We start from the raw sequence: 20,801 nt of genomic DNA, 5'->3' as shown, positions 1-20,801 counted from the left end.
ACTCACCCTTCGTTTGTCGGCGGGCACGCCGAACCTTCCGGCCGCGATTGCGGTGAACGGGAAGAAGACGATTTCCGAGGGGATAGATTACCGGGGAGAAAAAGTCCTTGCGGCGACGAGAGCGATCCCCGATTCTCCATGGTTCATCGTCTCTAAGGTCGACAAAGAAGAGGTCTATGCGCCGATCCGTCAACGACTGTGGAATGTGATGCTCCTGATCGGCCTCTGTATCATCTCCGCAGGCGCGGGTGTTATTCTCATCTGGCGCAGGAGGGAAGCGGAGGAGGAGAGACGATATCGTCAGTACCTCGAAGAGACGGTGAAAGAACGCACGGGAGAACTCGAAAGATCAAACAGGCGCCTTGAGGCCTCCTATCGGGATCTGGAGAGTTTCAGTTACGCAGCGTCCCATGATCTCCGGGAGCCGTTGATTGTCATCGAATGGTCCTCAGGCAATCTGCTGAAAAAGTATGGAGATAAGCTTGACGATGAGGGGAGGGAAAAGCTTACTACGATCAGTGAGAAGACCAGACAGCTGACGCACTTCATCGGTGACCTCCTTTCTTTCTCGCGTGTCAGCACAAGGGAGATTGAGAAATCGGATATCGACATGGAGGCGCTCGCGAAGAACGTCGCCGAGGAAATAAAGGCAACACTCGGCGACAGAAATCTGGAGCTAGAAATAAAATCGCTCCCCGTTGCCTGGGGTGATCCATCCATGATGCGTCAGGTAGTGATAAATCTGCTGTCCAATGCGTTCAAGTATACGCGTCGCGAAGAAACCGCAAGAATAGAAATCGGCGGTACCGAAGAAAGGGCTGAAACGATTTACTATGTCAAAGACAATGGAATCGGATTCGATGAGGATGCGTCGGAGAAACTCTTCAGCCTCTTCAAGCGTCTGCACGCATCGGAGGAGTTTGAAGGGACAGGAATCGGACTTTTCATCATTAAGCGGGTGATCGAAAAACACGGGGGACGGGTCTGGGCGGAAGGAAGGATCAATGAGGGGGCGATTTTTTATTTCTCCTTACCCGTCGGACCCCGCGGGTGATGAATCCGTCGGCTTCCGAATATCCCTTTCACGGCATCATTCCTCCTGCGACACGTCTTCAAGAATGACTTGACAATTACCGTGCAGTTGGTAACATTTGATATGAGCATTATTCGAAGAGAAAGGAGGTAAGGCGATGGATCTGAAATTAACCGGTTTAGAAGCCAGTGCGGTGATGAATGCACTCCAATTCTATCTCAAGGATTTGGAAAAATCAGGTAAGGAAAAGGGAATCCTGATCGAAAAAGAGGCTGTCAAGAATCTCATCAACAGGATGGAGGACATGCCCTCAGGCGAGGTTCCTTAGCAGCTGTGCGTCACAGGACGCCGTGATTTTCCCTATTTCGCTCGGTTGCTCCTATGAGAGGGAATGAGGTCTGCGGTCCTGAATGGTGGAGTGAAGACCTGATGATACGGTAATCGCTCCAATGAGAGATCTTGTTTGCCTTCTCAGATCCTTTCTGTGGACATGTCGGTTTCGTTTTGCCGAGGCCTGCGGTCTTTTCGAGATAGCAGGCTTCCGGCGGGATTCTTTTGGGCTCTTGAGGGAATCGTGGGAAGGTGAAACGGTGCAAACACGGGGAAAATATCAGTCCGTTTTATCCTTTCCGTCACGATTTGCCATAAATCTTTTAATCCCCGCAATCAGCCTGTCCGGCTCGGTTAAAGCCGGTGAGCATCTCCTTCCCGAACAGACGTATGCGGCCTCTTCCACCGGATAGCCAAGTGCCCTGATTCGCTCTCCCTGCCGGCTTAAAGAGAGTATCTTTAGCACCTTTTGAGGGATATAGATTTTATTGGCCTGCAAGAGAAATCTGCCGACGTTCCTATCACGGGCAATGATCGTGACCACAAACGGAGTTTCCAGGCTCCAGCGCAATGCCGTTCCATAGAGGGCAGCAGAAGGCCCATACGTCTCATAGATAGTGCTTACATGAGCATTTACGTTTTCAATAATGCGTTTTAAGTCTTCATCGCCGTTACAATAATACAGCCTATTGAACAATATTACTGCTCTGTAGTTTGACAGATACGTGTTATAGTCTGAGAGCGCACCGGTTCTCGTCGGATTGACAATCGTGGTTTCAAGAGACGGAATGAACCTGCCGGTCGCCTTATCGTAAAATTTATCTATGATGAGCCGACAGATATCTTCAGCTCGGTCGATGTACTTTTTCTCTCCTGTCACATTGTATAAATCGATAAGGGCCAAGCCAAAGAGTACGTTGTCTGAGAGGAGACCGCTCAGATACTTCTGTCCGGAGTAGTAATGATATGTGCCGGCCTTGTCTGAATAGAGATTGGTCATGATAAAATTTGCAGTTTGTTTCGCCATTCCGATGAGGTTCTTTTCGCCGGTCGCCCCAGACGCGACAATGAGGCCGGTTATCATCTGGGCATTGGAGTCGGCATAAATAGTACTATCAATCCGCGGCGGCTTAACCCCGGCTCGCTCTCGTTTCCTGTAGTACTCTTCTTCGGCATCCTGACTGCCGTAAAAAGCTCCCGTCTTCTTGTTATAGAGATGTTTCGCTATGTAAGTGACGGTGCTGTTCAAAACCTTCTTGTAGTCGCCGTTACCGAAGACCATGTAGGCCGATGCGTAATTCCTGATGAGCGCTGCGTTCAGATCCAGCATCTTCTCGTAATGAGGCGCCGACCAGTCTCGCCCTGTAGCGTATCTGAAGAAGCCTCCTTCGACACGGTCATGCAGTTCTCCCCCGGACATCTTCTCAAGAGTCGTGGAAATCATTGTCATGAGTTCTGTGTTTCTCGTGCTCACGTACCCTGAAAGGAGAAAATCGATTGCGTCGGGATTAGGAAACTTTTGCGATAGCCCGAAGCCCCCATATTTCTCGTCATATGACGATTCAAGCAGAGTGGTTATTCTGGCAATATCAGAAAGGTCGGGGGCGGAGCCATCCGTCTGCCGAGCTGGCCCTCTCTTTTTCTTCATTGTATCGCTCTTTTCCTTGAATCCCTTCTTGTCCTCTTTGAGTATGCCCAATGCATCTGAAAGCCACGTGATCATGGACTCCTCGGAAATGTAGGTTCCGCCCTGCACGATTTCTCCATCGGGCGTGAGGACAACCGTGCTGGGCCAGCCTCCCTGGTTGTAGAGATTGTCTATATCGGGTCTCATGTTCGCATCTACCCGTACAGGAATAAAATTGCTATTAATGTAATCGATTACGCTGATAGCAGAATAGGTCGTTTCATCCATTACGTGGCACCAGTGACACCATACCGCGCTCAAGGAAAGCAGTATGGGTTTGCCTTCTCTCTTCGCATCATCGAGAGACTGCTTCTCCCAGTGCCTCCACTCTATGAGATGGGCTTTGTTAGAGCGGGGAGAAAAGCTGAAATCAGAGGCAAGGACAACGTGATTGAACAAAAAGATGACAACGAGAGCGCTTATGGCAAGTCTTCGCATCATAAAGATGACGTATCGAGCAGCCAGGCTTCTTTGGCAATATCCTCCATCAAGGAGCAACTACCTGTGAGAATCATGATTTATTTTACAGCAAATTGACAGCCATAACTGAGACACATAGATTACCGTAATAGGTTTCGGCGTGAAGGTCTGCTCCTTCAGCAAACCAGTCATTTTAGCCGCAATTGTTGTTCTTGAAAGTAACCTAAATATTCGATAACCATTTCTTAGGGGATGATACTGTCGGACTGGCTGGGACGGTGATGGTTGTCTTTGCTAAGACAGAACCACCTATCCGCTACCATCTGCCTAGGCACTATCGCGGCTCCTTTTCACCTTTGGTCTTTTCCTGCGGCAACGGTTTTGTTTCCGTTGGATGCTGAGGGGCGGGGTGAGGCTCGGTGACTCGTTGTTGAGGCTCTCTCTGTGGGGCACCGGGAGTTTTATGTTCGGGCGCGTCGACCGGCGCATGTTTTTCAGCGCCGTGTTTCGGAGTTCGAACATGTTCGGTGGGGGCCGCCTTGTGGGACGGTGGCGCCTTGTAAGGGGCTCCTGCCCGGCTTGCACGTGCGACGCCGTGCCCTTTGAACACACCTGGCTTCGTTGTGGCTGCAATGGCTGGACGTCCGCGGTTCACAGTCACCCGCTGCTTGGGGTTAGCTCTGGCAACTCGCATCTGCTTTTTTTGTGCATCGGTGAGCGTGAAACGTTTTTGACTGGCCGCAGCCAGTTGTTCAGAAGTGGGGTGAGCGGTGGTACCGCCTGCGCCGCCGTTGAAACTGGCGCCGGTCGGGCGAATGTTGCTGACCGTCGTCCTGTAAACGGTCGTGATGTTCGTTGTGTTGATGTTATTTACTGCGCGGTTGTAGTAGAATGTGCCGTCCTTCCAGTAGCCGCCATCGTAGCCGATACCCGCATAGCCAAAACCATAGATAATCCCTCCATAAAAGCCTACAACAGGTCCCCAGTAGCCTTCGCTCCAGATATACACGCCGTCGCTCCATGCCCAATAGCCCGGCGTCCACAGCGCGCCTACAAAGGGCGCCCGCACCCACATGCCGGGAACCCAGTAGTAACCGATATCCGGATCCCATGCCCAGTAGCCCGGTATCCAGATGAAGCCGGGACCAGGGCAAAGCGGCTGAACGTATAGGGGAAGCGCTGGGGGAGCGAAAGTTACCGATACCCCTATAGAAACCTCTGCGGGTGACGTAGCTGGAACGGCCAGCATGACTACTGCAAACAGAAGCAAAACAAATAAAGAAGATCGTGCCCGTCCTACAAACCAGTCCGGGCACTTACAGTCTATCTTCATAAGCCGTTATGACCGCCCTTTTCTCACTGCTTACTCAGAGAGGCAACGAGTGACACAGTGGGACTGGACATGATGATTATAAAGGTATCGTTCCCTGCGCTCGTATCAGCCAGGGAGGCCTCTTTGGAGAAAGCGCTAAGTGAACATACCAGGAGAACTCCTGCCGAACTCTTCACTTTGTCCTTTTCATCCTGTATACTTTCCTTATCAAATATTTCCTAAGGGGGATTCATATGACGAAGACAGACTTAATCGAAAAGGTTTCAAAAGAGACTTCTCTGACAAAGGCAGCCGTGGGAAGGGCATTTGAAGCGGGGATCGAGGCAGTGGTCAAGGCATTGAAGAAAGGTGATAAAGTTATCCTTGTCGGTTTTGGCACGTTCTCTGTTTCCAAGCGGAAGGCGAGGACGGGTAGGAATCCCCGGACTGGGGCAATCTTAAAGATACCTGCCCATAAAGCACCTAAGTTCACGGCAGGGAAAGCATTGAAGGACGCGGTGAAGTAAATAGAACCGAGGATGAGGGGCAGATGATCTCCTGCTCTGCCCCTTTGCCGGCAGGAAAACCAACCGCACAATAAGTGCACAGTTTCAAAGAAAAAAGGATGAGCCTGTAAAGCTAACCCTTTAATAAATACTGGAGCCGGGGAGGAGATTTGAACTCCCGACCTGCTGATTACGAATCAGCTGCTCTGCCAGCTGAGCTACCCCGGCATTCTGGATGCCGATAGTTTACACGCTTTTGCCGATAAACCTCAATATCCCACCGAGGCGCGATGTATTTTTCACCATAATGACCTTGAGAGTATAATGAATAAGGTTCATAGTGAAGGAGGATGACATGAAAACCTGCGCCTTCTGTAAAAAAGAGATAGAAGTCGACAAGTACTTCTCGAGAAAGTCCGTCTGCATCCATTGCAGGGGAGATCTCCATATCTGTCTCAACTGCCGCTTCTATTCCGAAACGGCACACAACAAATGCGTCGAGCCGAAGGCCGAATTCCAAAGGCTCCGTGACAAGGCAAATTTCTGCGATTGGTTCGTTTTTAAGGAGGCTTCAGCCCGCGGGGGATCCGAGGGGAAGAGCGAAGACATACGAAAGAGGTTTGATGACCTGTTTAAGAAATAATCTTATCCGCCTTGCATCCCGGTAAATGCAACCACTGGTGCCCGCGTTCAAGAATCAGGTCACGTGGTCCTCATTACCAATGCAACGGCATAAAGAAGATACAATACTCCTCCGAGGAGCAGGGTGAGCGGAGAGAGACGCTTCCGGAATGCCAGTTGTCCCAGAACGACCGCAGCTGATGCGAGGGTGACGATCGCCGAAAAAAGCGCCATCCCGCTGAGATTCCATTCCGTGAATACGAGCCCCACAGAAACAGGAAAGGTCGACTGAAATACCATCGCACCGGTAATGTTTCCGATGGCAAGCGTATCTCTCCCCTTCCAGGTCCAGGTGACGCTGTTGAACTTCTCCGGAAGCTCCGTTGCGATAGGAGCAAGGACAAGCGCAAAGAGAAGGGGGTTCATGCCGAAGCTGAGGGAGAGGTGTTCAAGGTGTGCAACGAAGATATGAGCGCCGGCCACCATGACGGACAGGGCACCCGCTATCTGAAGGAGGATAAGGGCGACGCCCGGGCGGTCCGACGCGCCGGACCGTGGACTCCTCAATAACTTCGAGAGATGGAGACCCTCGGAATGCTCGAGGTCGGCACTCTCTCCCCGGAATGTCCGATATGCGTAGAGGAGATATCCTCCTATGAGAAGGATCGCTATCGGTATCGCCGACGACCTTCCCGCGACAAGCGGAATCAGGACGGCGCCGGCATACATCGGAAGGAAGAAAACGAGATCCCTCGTCGTTGAATGGGCCTCGACAGTAATGACGAAGGCGCGCTTCTTTAAGAGACAGGATATAGCCGCGGTGAGCCCTACGAGGAAGAAAGCGAGTGTTGAGAGCATGAAGGGCGCGCCGAGTATCGCGCCGACGCCGATTTCATGCGCAGAGGAACCGCCGTAAAAGAATATCGCCACGATCGGCAGCATCGTCTCCGGCAGGGCTGTTCCGACGGCGGCGAGGATGCTGCCGACCACCGCCTGAGAGAGCGAAAGCCTTCGCCCGAGGGCCTCGATCCCGTTGGTAAAACCTTCGGCAGCGAGGAGTATCATGAAGAGGCCGGCGAGGAGAAAGACGATGTCACGGATCATCAGTGGATCACAAGGACGGGACAGGGAGACGATTTCAAGACGGCATCGCAGACGCTTCCGATGAGCGGACCCTCTAGCGAGGAGAGTCCCCTTGCTCCGATGACGATAAGGTCGGCCTTCTCTTCCGAGGCGAAAGCACTGATCTCCCGGTAAGGATCTCCCTCCCTGACGACCCCTGAATCTTCGAGGCCGAAATTTTTCAAAAAGCCGGCGAGCCTCTCTTTTGCCCTCTCAAGAAGATCCTCTCTCGCTCTGTCCCCATGGCTTTTTCTCTCCAGCCGCTCTTCGATGATATGACTCGGTACTACGTGGAGCGCCGTGAGTTCCGATGAGAAGAGGCCCGCCAGTGCCTTTGCCGTCCTGAATGCATTCGACGAAGTCTCGGAAAAATCGGTAGGGCAGAGTGTCTTCCTTATCCCGAGCGGGCCGATATCCGCGGACTCGGCACGCTCTCCCCTCACCACAAGCACCGGCATCCGCAGACCCTTTACCAACCCCTCGGAACTGCTCCTCCTGAAGGTATGGGTCTTGAAGCCGAGCACGAGCATGTCCGCCTTTCCCTTCTCGGCGGCAGCAGCGAACGATTCGGCGAGCCTTCCGACCCGGATCTCCTTCACCGCCGAGACCCCATACGCGGCGAGCCTCTCTTCCCAACGGCGGAATTTCTCTTCAGCGATCTTCTTCTCGTCTTCGATATAAGGGGCGAGGTAAGCGGGCGGGGTGACGAGGTAATCGAGGACCGAAAGGAGCTGAAGGGAGGCTCCGGTTATTTTTGCAAATAAAGAAGCATAGGCAAGAATCTTCCCGGTATCCGGACCAAGGTCAATGCCGGCGAGGATTCTCTCGATCTTCACAGAATATCCGGGGATTGCCTCTTCTCCGTTGTCCATGGGCGGTACTTATTTCTTCAGAGATTTGCCTATTCTCCGTTCCACTGATTTTACCTTTTCATCGATCCGGCCGGGTTTGCCCTTCCGGTCATCGATGGATATCGTGGTGATCGCCCGCTCCCCGGTCTTCATGACCGCATCGTGACATTTCCTGACGAGTTTCATCACTTCGTCCCATTCCCCTTCTACGACCGTTCCCATGGGGTTAACCTTGTAGGGCATTCCGCCCGCGTCCACGATCTTCAGCACCTCGGCGAGCTGATCACCGATACTGCTGCCGACACCGATAGGCACGATAGTGAACTCTACCAACATCATACCCTCCTTCCCGCCTTCTCGCGGGCGATCAGAACGTTCAACGGAGGAGGTCCTTCGGGTCAGGAATATCAAATGAAGGGGACCCCGCCAAAAAAAAAGGGGATAGAAACCTATCCCCGATACCCTATAAAAAGGAAGACTATTATCTTACTGCGTCCTTGAGAGCCTTACCTGCAGTAAACTTCGGCGTCCTGGCCGCCGGAATGGTGATCACCGCACCGGTTCTCGGATTGCGTCCCTTTCTCGATTTTCTCTTAACCACCCCGAAAGTTCCAAAACCTACCAGTGTAACCTTCTGCCCCTTCTTCAAAGATGCCTTAACTGCATTAAGAGTTGAATCCAATGCCTTTGAAGCATCCGCTTTGCTGAGCCCGGCGCCAGAGGCGATCTTGTCAATAAGCTCCGCTTTTGTCATCTACTCCCCCCCTTTCTCTATGAGATTTTTTTGCTAGCTTACATAAAGGTATCAGGAAGAAATCCTTTTGTCAAGCCCTAAATTCACGACACTTTAGGCAAACATTCAAAGAAAGATTCATGCCAGAAGGCGTTGGAATTTTCCCGAACTCTGTGGTATGGTTCTTACGTATGCTGAGGCAGTTCCGCATTAAAGACTTTGCCATCATCGATGACCTTACCATAGAATTCGGCCCGGGGCTCAATGTCCTGACCGGTGAGACAGGCGCCGGCAAATCAATCATCGTTGACGCCCTAGGGCTCACCCTGGGAGAGAGGGCCCAGAGTGACATGGTGAGAGCGGGAAGGGAGGAGACCGTCGCCGAGGCGTTCTTCGAAATTTCCGGTCACCCGCTGCTCGAGAAGATCGGCATCACGCCGGGGGACGGCATCATCCTTAGGAGGGTCCTCTCATCGGGCAAGAGCCGGGCCTACATTAATGATGCCATGGTCAATCTCCAGACACTCCTCGAACTCGGCCACACCCTTGTCGACATCCACGGACAGCATGAACACCAGAGCCTCCTCTCCACAGAAAACCAGCGTGCGCTCGTCGATGCGTATGGAAAGCTCGGTGGAGAACGAACAGAACTCGAGAACCTGTTCCGAGAAGTGCAGGTGATGAAGAACGAATTATCTGACCTCACGTCGAACCTCAGGGAAAAGGAGCAGAGGATCGACTTCCTGAAATTCCAGATTCAGGAGATAGATGCTTCGGCGCTGAGACCCGGGGAAAAAGAGGCGCTTGAGGAGGAGCGGGGGATCCTGTCAAATCTCACGAAGCTCCTTGAGCTCACCGACGGAGCATACTCGCTCCTCTACAGCGGAGAAGGACCGGCATCGGAAAGGCTCTCCTCTGCGATCTCCCTGCTGAGAGAGGTCTCGCGGATAGATCAGGGTATTGCGGAAATCCTCGGCATCATCGAATCCGCGAAGCCCCTGATCGATGACGCTTCGTCGTCCCTGCGGGCATACCGCGACCGATACGATCTCGACCCGCACAGGCTTGATGATGTAGAGACGCGGCTTGATCTCCTGAAAAGGCTCGAGAGGAAATACGGGGAGGATATCGAGGGGATACTCCGTTACCGCGATAAGTCGGAGAAGGAGCTCGAGAGTCTCACCCTTTCCGATGAGCGGGTGCGCGAGATCGAGGCCGCCCTCCATGAGCGCGAGAGGTACCTCCGCGAGAAGGCGGCCCTGCTTACGGATCTGCGGCGGAAGGCATCGGGCAGGATAGAGACCGCGGTCAAGGGCGTTCTGAAAGAACTCGCCATGGAAAAGGCGGAATTCTCGATCGCCATCCGGCCTGCCCCCCTCTCCCCAGCAGGCATGGATTCGATCGAGTTCCTCTTTTCTGCCAATGAGGGCGAGCCTCCAAAATCCCTGAGCAGGACTGCATCAGGAGGAGAACTTTCGAGGGTGATGCTCGCCTTGAAGGAGACCCTGGCTGAGGTGGACAGGATACCGGTCCTCATATTCGACGAGGTGGATGCCGGCATCGGCGGCAGAACGGCAGAATTCGTCGGGAAGAGACTGAAAAGCCTCGCCCGAAAACATCAGGTCTTCTGCATTACCCACCTTCCCCAGATCGCGTCAGTGGCCGACCGCCACATCGTGATAGAGAAGGTCCGGAAAAAAGACGGCGTTTCTGTTAGAGTAAAGATACCCACTGGGGAAGAACGGGAAGAGGAGATAGCGAGGATGCTCAGCGGGAAGGTTACCGATATATCCCGGAAACACGCCCGGGAACTCCTCGGGAGAGAATCATGAAGGGGAAGATCACCATAGAGCGGGAACTCTGCAAGGGCTGCAGATTTTGTGTCCTCGCCTGTCCCGAAGGCGTCATCCGCATCGATGAGGAATTTAACGCAAGCGGATATTTCCCCGCGAGTGCCGCGAATCCCGATGCCTGTAACGGCTGCTGTCTCTGCGCACAGATGTGCCCCGATATCGCGATCACGGTCTGGAAGGAATAGGCCGCCGCCCCTTATTCAAAGTCGGCCATGATCTTTCCGAACTTTATCCCCGCGACGATCGACTGCTCGTATTTCACCTTCAAGATGTTCTTACACTCTTCCAGTTCGTGGGATTTGATGCCGTTTTCTAGGCCGAGGTATGCTTCCACAAATGCGGCGAGTTCGTCAGCCGCCTTAACGAGCTGGCCGTCCCGCGGATTAAATTCGTCTAGGTTATAGTCCCTGCTGATTTCATCGGACGTCCTTTCTTCCCTCTTCCCGTGTATCGTCACGATTCCCGAGAATTCATTTTCCGTGAACATCTTCATGTCCTGATGCCACGCTTCCGGTATCAGGGCATAGACCTCCTTGTCCATCTGTTGCTTCTCGTATTCCCTGATGAGGCCGTCCAGTCCCTCGACGGATCTCTTCACCGGTGAGATGATGTCCCTCGTGAGGACCTCAGGAAGATCATGGAAGAGCCCGGTGAAATAGTTGTTGACGCACCTTCTCCGGCAGCCCCCGATTTCGAGAGAAAAGAGGTAGGAGAGGACAGCGACGATGAGCATATGGCCGATTACCGATGTCTTCGGCACCCTGTGGATATGGCTCCACCGAAGCTGGAATCTCAGCTCTCCGCAGAGATCTATGAAATTCCTGAGCCGCGTGTACAACGCGAGATGATGTATTCCCTTCAGGTCGTAGTATCTTTCCTGGCGGCTCTGGAGATCCTTCTTGATGTCGGAGATTTCGTAGCCCGCGGGATTCGCACGCTCTATGATGTCGAACTCCCATTTCGTGGCATAGAAGTGGGCCGCCTTCAGGATCCTCTTGTTCACCGTGTCCTCGGCGTCCGAGAAATATTCCCGGAACCTCCTGCAGAAATCTTCTCCAAGGGGTGACACGAAGGGCTCTAGCTTTCCGTAGACCCACTCGTTCAACATCCTATACTTATCCGTATCCCGCGCTATCTGGTAAAAGATCTGGGGCTTCAGGTCGGTAATGACGAGGCGCTGGAGGAATTCAAAGAGACCTCCCTCGATAATCTCGGTCCAGCTGAATCCTTCCTCGCCCTCTTCAAACTTTCCGAGGAAATAGGCGATCATCATCTTATGGGCCTGTTTGTCGAGTTCCCTCAACTCTACCGGCCGTATCTTGTCGTTCCACCGCTGCATATTTGCGGCGTCGAAGATCTTTAAGATAAGTCCTTTTCTCACCATCGCGTTATGCCTCCGTTCCAGCCGCCGTCCTCAGGAGGAATTCGAAAGCGTCCTGAGAGGACGGCGCATACCCTTATAATACTCCAACGGTAATGGTTATGCATCGGCTGCCTATTTGTCAGAGCCCATCCCTTTCTGGTATATTCTAGTCATGCCACGATCATACGCAGTGTTCGCTTTCCTTATCGGTCTTTTCCTGCTGACGCCTTTTTCAGAAGGGGCCGGGGTGAAGGAATATACCCTCGATAACGGCCTGAAGATCCTCATCAGCGAAGACCACAAAGTCCCGCTCGCCACATTCCAGATTTGGTACCGGGTAGGTTCGCGGGATGAGCTGTCGGGAAAATCGGGATTAAGCCACCTCCTTGAACATATGATGTTCAAGGGGACACAGAAATACGGTTCAAAGGAGTTCTCCCGGATCATCCAGAGAAACGGCGGAATCGACAATGCCCATACCACGAAAGATTATACCGCGTATTTCCAGATTATGGCGTCAGACAGAATCGGCATCTCGATAGACCTCGAATCTGACAGGATGACCAACCTCATCATCGACCCGAAGGAGATGGCAGCCGAGAAGAACGTCGTCATGGAAGAGCGGAGGCTCCGTTCGGAGGACGACCCCCAGAATGCCCTGTTCGAGAGGTTCGATGCTACCGCCTTCATGGCTCACCCCTATCGCAGGCCGATCATCGGATGGATGTCCGATATCATATCGCTTCAGCGGGACGAGCTTTATACCTATTACAAGAAGTATTACGTCCCCGATAACGCCTTTATCGTTATAGCGGGGGATGTCAATCCCGGAGAGACCGTGAAGAAAATTGAGGCATCCTTCGGTGCTATGAAGAGAGGCGAACCCGGGGAACATCACATCACGAAAGAGCCGGTCCAGGAAGGAGAAAAAAGGCTCTCCCTGAAAAAGGAGGCCGAACTCCCCTACGTTCTCATCGGCTACCATACGCCTGGCATTCCCCATGAAGACAGTTTCGGGCTTGAGGTTTTAAGCGTGATTCTTTCCGGAGGGAAAAGCTCGCGCCTCTACACTTCTCTCGTCTATGAGAAGCACCTTGCCCTGAGTACGGGGGCAGACTATGACGGAATGACCATCGATCCCTTCCTCATGATCTTCTGGGGAACGGCCGCACCGGGGCGGGATATCGCCGATGTCGAGAAGGCGCTCTACGGAGAGATTGAGCTGTTAAGAAACACGCCGCCTTCGGAACGAGAAATCCAGAAGGCAAAAAACCAGATCGAGGCTGCCTTCATCTTCAGTCAGGACTCCCTCTACATGCAGGCTTCGAAGATAGGGGGCTTCGAGATACTCGGGGGATGGCTACTCATGGACACCTATCTCGAAGGGATAAGAAAGGTGACCCCTTCGGATGTCCAGCGGGTTGCGGTAAAATACCTGACCGAAGAGAACAGGACTGTCGGCATCCTCATCCCGACAAAGGAAAAGGAAGAGGTGAAGAAATAGTGGAAAGGGGCAGACTCAGAGGCGGTGTGAGAGGGCTGAAGGGCCTCCTTCTGCTCACCCCGCTCGCCTTATTCTTCTTCGCGGGGAATCTCGATGCCCTTGACGTCAAGAGAACCGTCTTATCTAGCGGATTGACTACCCTTCAGGTCGAGAGGCATAATCTGCCTATCGTAATGGTGACGCTCCTCGTGAAGGCGAGCCCGCTCAATGAATCTCCGGAAAAGGCGGGGCTAGCGAACATCACCGCGGAACTCCTCACCGAAGGGACAAAGACGCGCACCTCCGCTGTTGTCAGCGAAGAAACAGAATTCCTGGGTGCCTCACTGGGCGCCTCAGCAGGGAGCGACTTTACGACGGTCACCCTCTCGGTCCTGAAAAAGGATATCGAGAGAGGATTCGAACTCTTTGCCGATATCGTGCTCAACCCGACATTCCCCGACGAAGAGATACGTCGTCAGAAAGAACTCATAAAGGGCGGCCTCAGACAGAGCGAAGAAGAGCCATCCTTTGTCGCGGATAAGGCGTTCAAGAAGGGCGTATTCGGAGACCTCCCTTACGGAAGACTCGTAACCGGGAGCAGCGGGACGATAGACGCGATCACGCGGGAAGATATCGTCAGGTTCCACAGCGAATACTACCGCCCGAACAACGCGATTCTCTCTGTCGTCGGTGATCTCTCCGCCAGCGAGTTGACCGCCCTCATCGAGCGGTTCCTTCCCGGATGGAAGGCAGCCGACGTGCCGCGGGGGCCTGCCTCCCTCGAGCCCTTGGGTGAGAAGAAGACGATCCTCATCGACCGTGACCTCACTCAGGCAAATATCGTCCTCGGGCATTCGGGGATAAGGAGGGGCGACCCCGATTACTATGCCGTCTCGGTCATGAACTATATCCTCGGGGGCGGAGGGTTCTCATCGAGGCTGATGCAGACCGTGAGAGATGAACTCGGACTCGCCTATGACATCCATAGCTTCTTCGACTCCGAAAAGGAGGGAGGGCTGTTTGAGGTGCGTGTCCAGACAAAAAACGGGTCGGCGAAGACCGTCATAGACGAAATACGGAAGCAGATCGACAAAATGCGGTCTGTCCCGGTTTCTGAGCAGGAGATGGATGATGCCAAGTCGTATCTGACAGGAAGCTTTCCGAGAAGGCTCGACACGAACAGGAAGATAGCCGATTTTCTCACCGCCGTCGAATTCTACGGTCTCGGTCTCGATTATGTCGAGAAGTATCCGGCATATATCACTGCTGTAACAAAGGAGGACGTCCTCAGGGTCGCCCGAAAATACCTCTATCCCGAAAGATATGTTCTCGTCGTCGTCGCAAAACAATCAGAGGCAGGCATAGGGCAGAAAGAGGGAAAATAGGGATGGCTTCGCAGGGCAGGAGGCGGCAAACTATTCAGGAGTAAGGAGAGGCAGCGCGGGATAGGGCGGTTAGCTCAGCTGGGAGAGCGCCACGTTCGCAACGTGGAAGTCGGGGGTTCGAATCCCCTACCGTCCACTTTCCCTTCTCTTAACGTCGATAGGACTGCCCGCAGTATCGGTGCACAAATAGTTTTCTTCCTGAGTTGACACGACTATTATCCACTTATCCTATTATCCACTCATCCTCGAATCGGTCGCCTTGAATCACGCCTACCAAGCACGTCCCGAGCCGTTGCCTGTGATTAGATTTGCGGATTATGAACGGAAATCACTGCGGCGATAGTAAGCAATAATTTCAATTGCCAGCTTACTATTCTCAGAGTATAATCAATGGGATGGATTACGCAGGAGAAAAAGAACGCCGGGGATCCGAGAGATTTCCTTATAGAGAAGACATTCTCTTGGACGGCACAAGAATATCTACGAGCATGGATATAAGCGAAGGCGGTCTTTACATTTCCGGCCTACAATCTTATGAAATAAATAGTCTGATTGATTTAACGATTCCTTTTAAAGAAAAGAAGTTCACATTTAAGGTACAGGTCCGATATTGTCAACCAGGAATCGGAATGGGTGTAGCTTTTGTTGGCTTGAATGATGAGCAGAAGGCTCAAATTAGGGGAATAATCGAAAGCATAACAAAAGGGCCTGACCAGTCCGACAGAGAAAGGAAGAAAGTTCTTTTGGTCGAGGACAGCGACACTTCTCGGCAGGCGATCAAGAATGCGCTCTGTAAAGAAGGATTTGATGTTATAGAGGCAATGGACGGGATAGAAGCTATGAAATTTATTGCAGAAGAGAAGTTAGATCTTATAATCCTTGACCTCTATATGAAAGGAATCGATGGGTTTAAAGTACTATCAGTCTTAAAGGCAAACCCAAAATGGAAAGAGCTTCCGGTAATAATATGTTCCGGACATGACACACAGGATGTCAAAGAGAAGATCATGAATGCCGGAGCAGACGAATTTTTCTCTAAACGGGGGACGTCCGCGGCAAAATTAGCTCAAACTGCCAAGGTGCTCTTGCAACAGCGTCACAAGATTTGATAGAGGTTAAAGAACATTCTCTAAATTTTCAGACATCCTCCTAAGTCGTATTCTGAGAGTCTCAACGATAAAAGAGGCAACGGTCCTTCCCGAAGGCCGCAATTTCCTCTGGGCGCAACAACATTGAGAGTACGATCAGGATTTGCCACCGCGCCTGAGGTCTAATCCCCATCTCTTATCGCACAATGTTCCTTCTGAGGAAATTTCGCATCAGGTCGGCTATCTTCTGGCTGTCCTCTTCAAGGGCGAAATGTCCGGTGTCGAGCAGGTGAAATTCCAGATTCTCCAGGTCTCTCTTGTACGGCTCCGCACCGGCCGGAGGGAAAATCTGATCGTTTTTCCCCCAGACAATGAGCGTCGGTGGCTGATGCTCCCGGAAGTAAGCCTGCCATTTCGGATACAGTGCTGGATTGCTGCCGTAGCTATAGAAAAGGGCAAGCTGGATCTCGGCATTTCCCGGTCGTTCAAGCAGTGGCTGGTCGATGTTCCAGTTGTCGGGACTGATCGCATCCTTCTCACGAACGCCATGAGTATATTGCCAGATGGTGGCTTCACGGGTTAAGAAGCCTCGCAGGGGCTTCTCGCGTTGAACCGTCCTTTCGTTCCAGTAATCCTTGAGTGGTTTCCAGAAGTCGTTGTCAATTCCCTCGGTGTATGCATTGCCGTTCTGCACCACGATCCCCTCTATACGGTTGGGATGCTTGACAGCCAGTCGGAAACCGACGGGTGCACCGTAGTCCTGAACATATAATGTGTATCTCTTTAATCCGATTTCATCACTGAACTTCTCGATCACGTTGGACAGATTATCGAATGTGTACTCAAACTCGCCCACAGAGGGCATTGAGCTGTTCCCGAAACCGGGATAATCCGGTGCGATAAGGTGGAACTCGTCAGCAAGCGCCGGAATCAAATTGCGAAACATGTGAGAACTAGTCGGGAACCCATGCAGCAGGAGCAGAGTGGAAGCGTCCTCCGGCCCCGCTTCCCGGTAGAAGATATCCAAGCCGTCAATCTTCGCCGTCTGGTAAGACACCCTGACTGCAGTCAAGACGCCTGAAGAACTTTCGCGTGTTTTCATAATTACCCTCCTTTCTTTTCAGATTATCTCTTGCTTTAATCTAAAAAAGTTCGCGGCTCTAAGCAATGTCGTACATTCGGAGTGAAGCCTATAAAGAGAAGAAAAAGCGGCAAGAGAAGCCTTTTCCGAGTTATTTCATTGGACTTTTGCAAAGATCGGCCTTTTTTGTCTAAAATCGCAATTGAAGTGGTACAAGAATGATCGACAAGGAAAAGCGAGAGGCGAAGAGGGTTTGTCGCTTCCCGTTACAACACCTTGTGTATTCTTAATCAAGCCACGGATCATTCCTTGAAATCACCAGAATACAGCAGGTTATGCACCCCACAATGCTGTTCTGGACAGTACGAAGCTGGAATATGGTATTTGCCATCTGAATGTATCCTAAATACTATTGACAAGGGGCTTTTGTGTGATAGCCTTTAATTATGAATGGATAAGCGAAAAGAAGAGACGAACCGTGCAGAGAGTTATCTTCTAAATACGGATTAGATACCGAGGAAGGAGGTGAAATGAGATGAAAGAAGTTCTCGCTACGGGCTTCGTATTGATGATCGTAGTATCCTTTGCCGTTGTCGCCATTGCCGCGGACGAGATGTATTCTCTCAAGGGACCGGTGGTTTCCATCGATGCAGGAGCCAAGACGGTGACCGTGCATTCTATTGAAGGGGTAAAAGCGGCGGCCGACAACAGGTGGAAGGGTGACGTGACGTTCGCAACAAACGACATGACAAAGATAAGCATGGACAAGCAAACGAAAACCTTCAACGATCTTAAGTCAGGGCAAAATGTGAAAGTGAAGTTTAATGAAAAAGACGGAAAATCTACCGCGGTCGAGATTATGATCATGTCGGAGAAGAAAGCCAAGTAAGAACGTGCTCCAGCTTTGTCGCGAAAAGGAGGGGCGGGAGTTTGCCGCCCCTCCTTTTCGCCTCTCGCATATGGAAGTCACGCGAGTTGCAAATCTTGATGACTATCGACTCCCCTCCTGCCTGACCTCAGACCATCATAGCGCAGGCATTATTTTTCAATAGTAACTTCAATTCGAGAAGTTCCTTTTGTACTACATACAAGAATAGGTTTGATGAAAATCAAGCGATTGAGATTCACACGAGACAAAATTAATAACGTCTCCTGAGTTATCCAAAGTCACAAACGCTGAGTATTTGAGACCGTTCTGGTATGCTACAGTCAGCCACATTCATGTGTATGCTACAATTAAAACAAAACGGTGATCGCGTCAGCTCGAAAAAAGGGTGTAATGCAATCAAGGGACTGCAGGCCTAAAATTGAAAGCTCGTGGATAGTGTATCTACTGACGACATGTGCGCCGAGGTGCAGGCACGTCAAAAGTGTATTGAGGATTCGTAAGACGAAATTCATCATGGCTGTTTTTTTGATGGGGGTGCTTTCCATTGCGTGTGGTTGTGCTGGAGGAATAGCACTGAGGACAGAAAGGGTGCAAGATGTTCGGGAGATAAATGGTCTATATACTCTTATACTCTACAGTGAAGGACAATATGATAGCCTTAGAACATTGGGCTTTCTTAGCCTGGAGGGAACCGGATATTTCATAGAACCCTACGTGCCAGACTTTTATTACAGCGTGTGGAGGAATGTCAGCGGTCAGTATGCCTTTCCAATTGCCCTTGCATTTGTCGGCAGTAAGAATCCTGACTATAAACAGGCGAGAGTGAGTAAGATACTGGATCCCGTAGGAATAACCATAGGCTACGAGATTCGACCACTGTATTATCCTTTGGCGTATGGACTCAGTGATGTTCTCTTTACGTCATATTTTCTCGAGCCTGGAGGAATCATACGAGTTTACATCCGGCTTGATGAGACGGTCGAAGATCACTTCGCAACGGCCCAAGGTAGATAGCCTTTCAAGGCAAGCGTAGTCGCTGATTTGCAGACGCAATATCATTGCCGGGCAGGTTGCGCCCGACTGGGAGACAGGGCATGAATATACTGGTGATCATGGGCAGCCCCAAGGGAAGGGGCTCAGGCCATAGGATCGTGAAGATGATCGAACATAGGATGAAAGCGATGGGCGACATCGAGTTCGAGTACCTCTTCCTGAAGGATGCGAACCTCAGGCAGTGCACCGGCTGCTATACGTGCATGGCAAAGGGCGAGGAGAGATGCCCGCTTCAGGATGATCGAGCCGCGATTGAGCAAAAACTGCTTGCTGCCGACGGAGTCATCCTCTCATCGCCGATGTACGTGCTCAATGTCAGCGGGCTTATGAAGAATTTCATCGACCGGTTCGCCTACTCGAATCACCGGCCGCGCTTCCACCGCCAGAAGGTGCTGACCGTGGTGAACACCGGAGGCGACAGCCCTAAGGCGGCGCTATCGTTCCTGGGAAACGCACTCGGTGGCTCCCGGGTCGTCCACGAGCTGGGGATCGCGACGCCGCCCTGGCCTCAGACTGAACGCACTGTCGCAAAGAAGGAACGCGCCATCGATGCTGCCGCCAAAGAGTTCTACCGGGCCTGCCTGGAAAAGTCTCTGCCTTCGCCCACGATGCGCAGCCTTGTCCTCTTCCTCCTCAGGCAGAGGGCATACCACGAATGCCGGCACTATTTACCGGCGGACCATGCGTTTCATCTTGGCAAGGCTTACTACTATGACGCGAACATTAATCCGATCAAGGCTGCTGTGGCAAAGGCCATCGCGGGTATCATGTTGCATATGATGAAGGGAATGGGTCCGGGCGGCGTCCCTTGGCCTGCGGCGAAAAAAGAGGAATAATACGTTGAACTATGAGAAACGTTCAGCTAGAGGGTATTCAGGTAAGCGATTAAATCGAGGATATCATCGTCGGAGAGGTCTGTAAATTCCGGCATCTCGTAAAACGGATGCCGTATCTGCTTCGCGATATTCTCGGGGGTGGCGGGCTTCCCGCTCACCGGGAGAGATTTCTTTTTGAGAATGCCATGCAGTCCGACGGGGAAGCCGACATCCTTATAGGGATCATGGCATTTTCTGCATCTCGAGTCGAAGAGTAATTTCCCCACTTCAATACTATCCTGGTCGGTTCTGACTACGAACTTCGGTTCCTCTTTCGGAGGGTTCTGTTCCGGCGGGACGGTCGCGCATCCGAATAACAAAAGAAGAAAAGAGATTGCGAGCAATTTGTGGATCAAGATATTGTCCTCGCTCTGAAAAAGCGTGTATCGAATCACGCTTCATTGTATTACAGGAGACGGGACAATGTAAATGAGACTCAGGGAGACGGTCAGAAATTCTCATTCTTCCCGACGCGACAATGTGAGAGAAAGAGAGAACTTTCCCCGCGGTCCTTCAAACCGGTGAAGTGCGAAATAAGACTCAGGACCGAAAACATTCGGTGAATGCCTTCACCCGAGATATTGCTGCCCGTGAGAGCGCTTATGCGGAGCGGTTATTCTCCCGGAGGTACGGTGCCGTAAGAGCCGAAATCCGGCGGCGCACCGCCGTAATCAGGGGGTGGAGGAGGCGGCGGCACTCTGTGGGTAGTGCGCGTTCTTGTGACAGCTCCCGGAATAAGATTCCCTTTCGCATACATGCACTGCTGATACGCTATGTCGTATCTCCTCTGCGCCTCCCATCCGGAAGCCTGGCCTGCATTGTAGCCTGCGGCCGAACCGACGAGGAGTCCACTCGCAGCGCCGATGGCCGCACCAACCCCCGCAGCGCCTGAAGCTGCCCCGATAGCAGCACCGAGGCCCGCTCCGACGAGCGCGCCGCCGGCCGCCCCTTGGGCGGTATTCTGATTGGCCGTCTCCTGAGGACTTATCCCGATCTGCTGCGCCGCCCACTGCCTGCAAGAGGCATCCTCGGCCTGGAATACCTCAAAGGGCTTGTCCTGTGGCGGCAACACCATCACGCTCGGACCTGTCGGGAGGGTCGCACACCCCCCAAGCG

At 52.2% G+C, this 20,801-nt stretch carries 22 protein-coding genes and 2 tRNA genes; 13 read left to right on the top strand and 11 right to left on the bottom strand.

Annotated features, from left to right (window positions below; all coding sequences use genetic code 11):
- Window positions 1-1,054 (top strand): ATP-binding protein (locus tag VEI96_12060; GenBank protein HXX58727.1); only part of this gene is annotated, 1,054 nt, incomplete at its 5' end.
- A 136-nt stretch (window positions 1,055-1,190) separates the two neighbouring features.
- Window positions 1,191-1,361: a hypothetical protein gene (locus tag VEI96_12055; GenBank protein HXX58726.1), complete on the top strand. Its 171-nt coding sequence runs from the start codon at window positions 1,191-1,193 to the stop codon at window positions 1,359-1,361.
- Window positions 1,362-1,643: 282 nt separating this feature from the next.
- Here VEI96_12055 and VEI96_12050 read toward each other — a convergent pair whose 3' ends face one another.
- Window positions 1,644-3,491 carry a DUF255 domain-containing protein gene (locus VEI96_12050; protein HXX58725.1) on the bottom strand — a complete coding sequence of 616 codons (1,848 nt, stop codon included), beginning with the start codon at window positions 3,489-3,491 and terminating at the stop codon, window positions 1,644-1,646.
- 313 nt (window positions 3,492-3,804) lie between these two features.
- Window positions 3,805-4,803 (bottom strand): hypothetical protein, encoded by a 999-nt coding sequence (locus VEI96_12045; protein ID HXX58724.1) that lies wholly within the window; start codon window positions 4,801-4,803, stop codon window positions 3,805-3,807.
- Window positions 4,804-5,036: 233 nt separating this feature from the next.
- Here VEI96_12045 and VEI96_12040 point away from each other — a divergent pair, with 233 nt between their 5' ends.
- Window positions 5,037-5,309 (top strand): HU family DNA-binding protein, encoded by a 273-nt coding sequence (locus VEI96_12040; GenBank protein HXX58723.1) that lies wholly within the window; start codon window positions 5,037-5,039, stop codon window positions 5,307-5,309.
- 131 nt (window positions 5,310-5,440) lie between these two features.
- On the opposite strand, the gene VEI96_12035 is transcribed toward VEI96_12040, so the two are convergent.
- Window positions 5,441-5,516, bottom strand: a tRNA-Thr gene (locus VEI96_12035).
- A gap of 127 nt (window positions 5,517-5,643) precedes the next feature.
- On the opposite strand from VEI96_12035, the gene VEI96_12030 reads away from it, so the two are divergent.
- Window positions 5,644-5,931 carry a hypothetical protein gene (locus VEI96_12030; protein ID HXX58722.1) on the top strand — a complete coding sequence of 96 codons (288 nt, stop codon included), beginning with the start codon at window positions 5,644-5,646 and terminating at the stop codon, window positions 5,929-5,931.
- 59 nt (window positions 5,932-5,990) lie between these two features.
- On the opposite strand, the gene VEI96_12025 is transcribed toward VEI96_12030, so the two are convergent.
- The 4 genes from VEI96_12025 to VEI96_12010 form a co-directional block, all read right to left on the bottom strand.
- A complete protein-coding gene (locus tag VEI96_12025) occupies window positions 5,991-7,013 on the bottom strand; it encodes a sodium:calcium antiporter (protein HXX58721.1) in 1,023 nt (340 codons plus the stop codon).
- A complete protein-coding gene (locus VEI96_12020) occupies window positions 7,013-7,903 on the bottom strand; it encodes a universal stress protein (GenBank protein ID HXX58720.1) in 891 nt (296 codons plus the stop codon). The genes VEI96_12025 and VEI96_12020 overlap by 1 nt, the downstream gene beginning before the upstream one ends.
- Window positions 7,904-7,912: 9 nt before the next feature.
- Window positions 7,913-8,221, bottom strand: coding sequence for an MTH1187 family thiamine-binding protein (locus VEI96_12015; protein HXX58719.1), 309 nt, complete (start codon window positions 8,219-8,221; stop codon window positions 7,913-7,915).
- A 142-nt stretch (window positions 8,222-8,363) separates the two neighbouring features.
- On the bottom strand, window positions 8,364-8,636 hold the full coding sequence (locus VEI96_12010; protein ID HXX58718.1) for an HU family DNA-binding protein: 273 nt from the start codon (window positions 8,634-8,636) through the stop codon (window positions 8,364-8,366).
- 119 nt (window positions 8,637-8,755) lie between these two features.
- Here VEI96_12010 and recN point away from each other — a divergent pair, with 119 nt between their 5' ends.
- Together recN and VEI96_12000 are read left to right on the top strand one after the other, a co-directional pair.
- Window positions 8,756-10,447 carry a DNA repair protein RecN gene (recN, locus tag VEI96_12005; GenBank protein ID HXX58717.1) on the top strand — a complete coding sequence of 564 codons (1,692 nt, stop codon included), beginning with the start codon at window positions 8,756-8,758 and terminating at the stop codon, window positions 10,445-10,447.
- Entirely contained in the window at window positions 10,444-10,653 is a 210-nt protein-coding gene (locus tag VEI96_12000) for a ferredoxin family protein (protein ID HXX58716.1), read from the top strand. Before recN ends, VEI96_12000 begins: the two co-directional genes overlap by 4 nt.
- Window positions 10,654-10,664: 11 nt before the next feature.
- Here VEI96_12000 and VEI96_11995 read toward each other — a convergent pair whose 3' ends face one another.
- Window positions 10,665-11,852 (bottom strand): HD domain-containing protein, encoded by a 1,188-nt coding sequence (locus tag VEI96_11995; protein ID HXX58715.1) that lies wholly within the window; start codon window positions 11,850-11,852, stop codon window positions 10,665-10,667.
- 226 nt (window positions 11,853-12,078) lie between these two features.
- Between VEI96_11995 and VEI96_11990 the strand changes: the two genes are divergently transcribed.
- The 4 genes from VEI96_11990 to VEI96_11975 all read left to right on the top strand — a co-directional run bounded on the left by VEI96_11990 (window position 12,079) and on the right by VEI96_11975 (window position 15,808).
- Window positions 12,079-13,335 (top strand): pitrilysin family protein, encoded by a 1,257-nt coding sequence (locus tag VEI96_11990; GenBank protein ID HXX58714.1) that lies wholly within the window; start codon window positions 12,079-12,081, stop codon window positions 13,333-13,335.
- A complete protein-coding gene (locus VEI96_11985; GenBank protein ID HXX58713.1) occupies window positions 13,335-14,699 on the top strand; it encodes a pitrilysin family protein in 1,365 nt (454 codons plus the stop codon). Before VEI96_11990 ends, VEI96_11985 begins: the two co-directional genes overlap by 1 nt.
- 63 nt (window positions 14,700-14,762) lie before the next feature.
- Window positions 14,763-14,835, top strand: a tRNA-Ala gene (locus VEI96_11980).
- A 259-nt stretch (window positions 14,836-15,094) separates the two neighbouring features.
- Window positions 15,095-15,808 carry a response regulator gene (locus tag VEI96_11975; GenBank protein HXX58712.1) on the top strand — a complete coding sequence of 238 codons (714 nt, stop codon included), beginning with the start codon at window positions 15,095-15,097 and terminating at the stop codon, window positions 15,806-15,808.
- Window positions 15,809-15,983: 175 nt separating this feature from the next.
- On the opposite strand, the gene VEI96_11970 is transcribed toward VEI96_11975, so the two are convergent.
- Window positions 15,984-16,889 carry an alpha/beta hydrolase gene (locus VEI96_11970; protein ID HXX58711.1) on the bottom strand — a complete coding sequence of 302 codons (906 nt, stop codon included), beginning with the start codon at window positions 16,887-16,889 and terminating at the stop codon, window positions 15,984-15,986.
- 514 nt (window positions 16,890-17,403) lie between these two features.
- On the opposite strand from VEI96_11970, the gene VEI96_11965 reads away from it, so the two are divergent.
- From VEI96_11965 to VEI96_11955, 3 genes are all read left to right on the top strand, one after another.
- Complete coding sequence (locus VEI96_11965) at window positions 17,404-17,757, top strand: hypothetical protein (GenBank protein HXX58710.1); 354 nt, start codon at window positions 17,404-17,406, stop codon at window positions 17,755-17,757.
- A gap of 513 nt (window positions 17,758-18,270) precedes the next feature.
- Window positions 18,271-18,771, top strand: coding sequence for a hypothetical protein (locus VEI96_11960; GenBank protein ID HXX58709.1), 501 nt, complete (start codon window positions 18,271-18,273; stop codon window positions 18,769-18,771).
- An 80-nt stretch (window positions 18,772-18,851) separates the two neighbouring features.
- A complete protein-coding gene (locus VEI96_11955; GenBank protein ID HXX58708.1) occupies window positions 18,852-19,646 on the top strand; it encodes a flavodoxin family protein in 795 nt (264 codons plus the stop codon).
- Between the two features lie 26 nt (window positions 19,647-19,672).
- On the opposite strand, the gene VEI96_11950 is transcribed toward VEI96_11955, so the two are convergent.
- Together VEI96_11950 and VEI96_11945 are read right to left on the bottom strand one after the other, a co-directional pair.
- Window positions 19,673-20,041, bottom strand: coding sequence for a cytochrome c (locus VEI96_11950; GenBank protein HXX58707.1), 369 nt, complete (start codon window positions 20,039-20,041; stop codon window positions 19,673-19,675).
- Between the two features lie 257 nt (window positions 20,042-20,298).
- A partial coding sequence (locus VEI96_11945; protein HXX58706.1) for a YMGG-like glycine zipper-containing protein occupies window positions 20,299-20,801 on the bottom strand: 503 nt, incomplete at its 5' end.

This window comes from Thermodesulfovibrionales bacterium, from assembly GCA_035622735.1.
Taxonomy (GTDB): Bacteria; Nitrospirota; Thermodesulfovibrionia; order Thermodesulfovibrionales; family UBA9159; genus DASPUT01.
The sequence above is the reverse complement of the archived record's forward strand: the minus strand, read 5'-3'. Positions and strand labels throughout refer to the sequence as shown.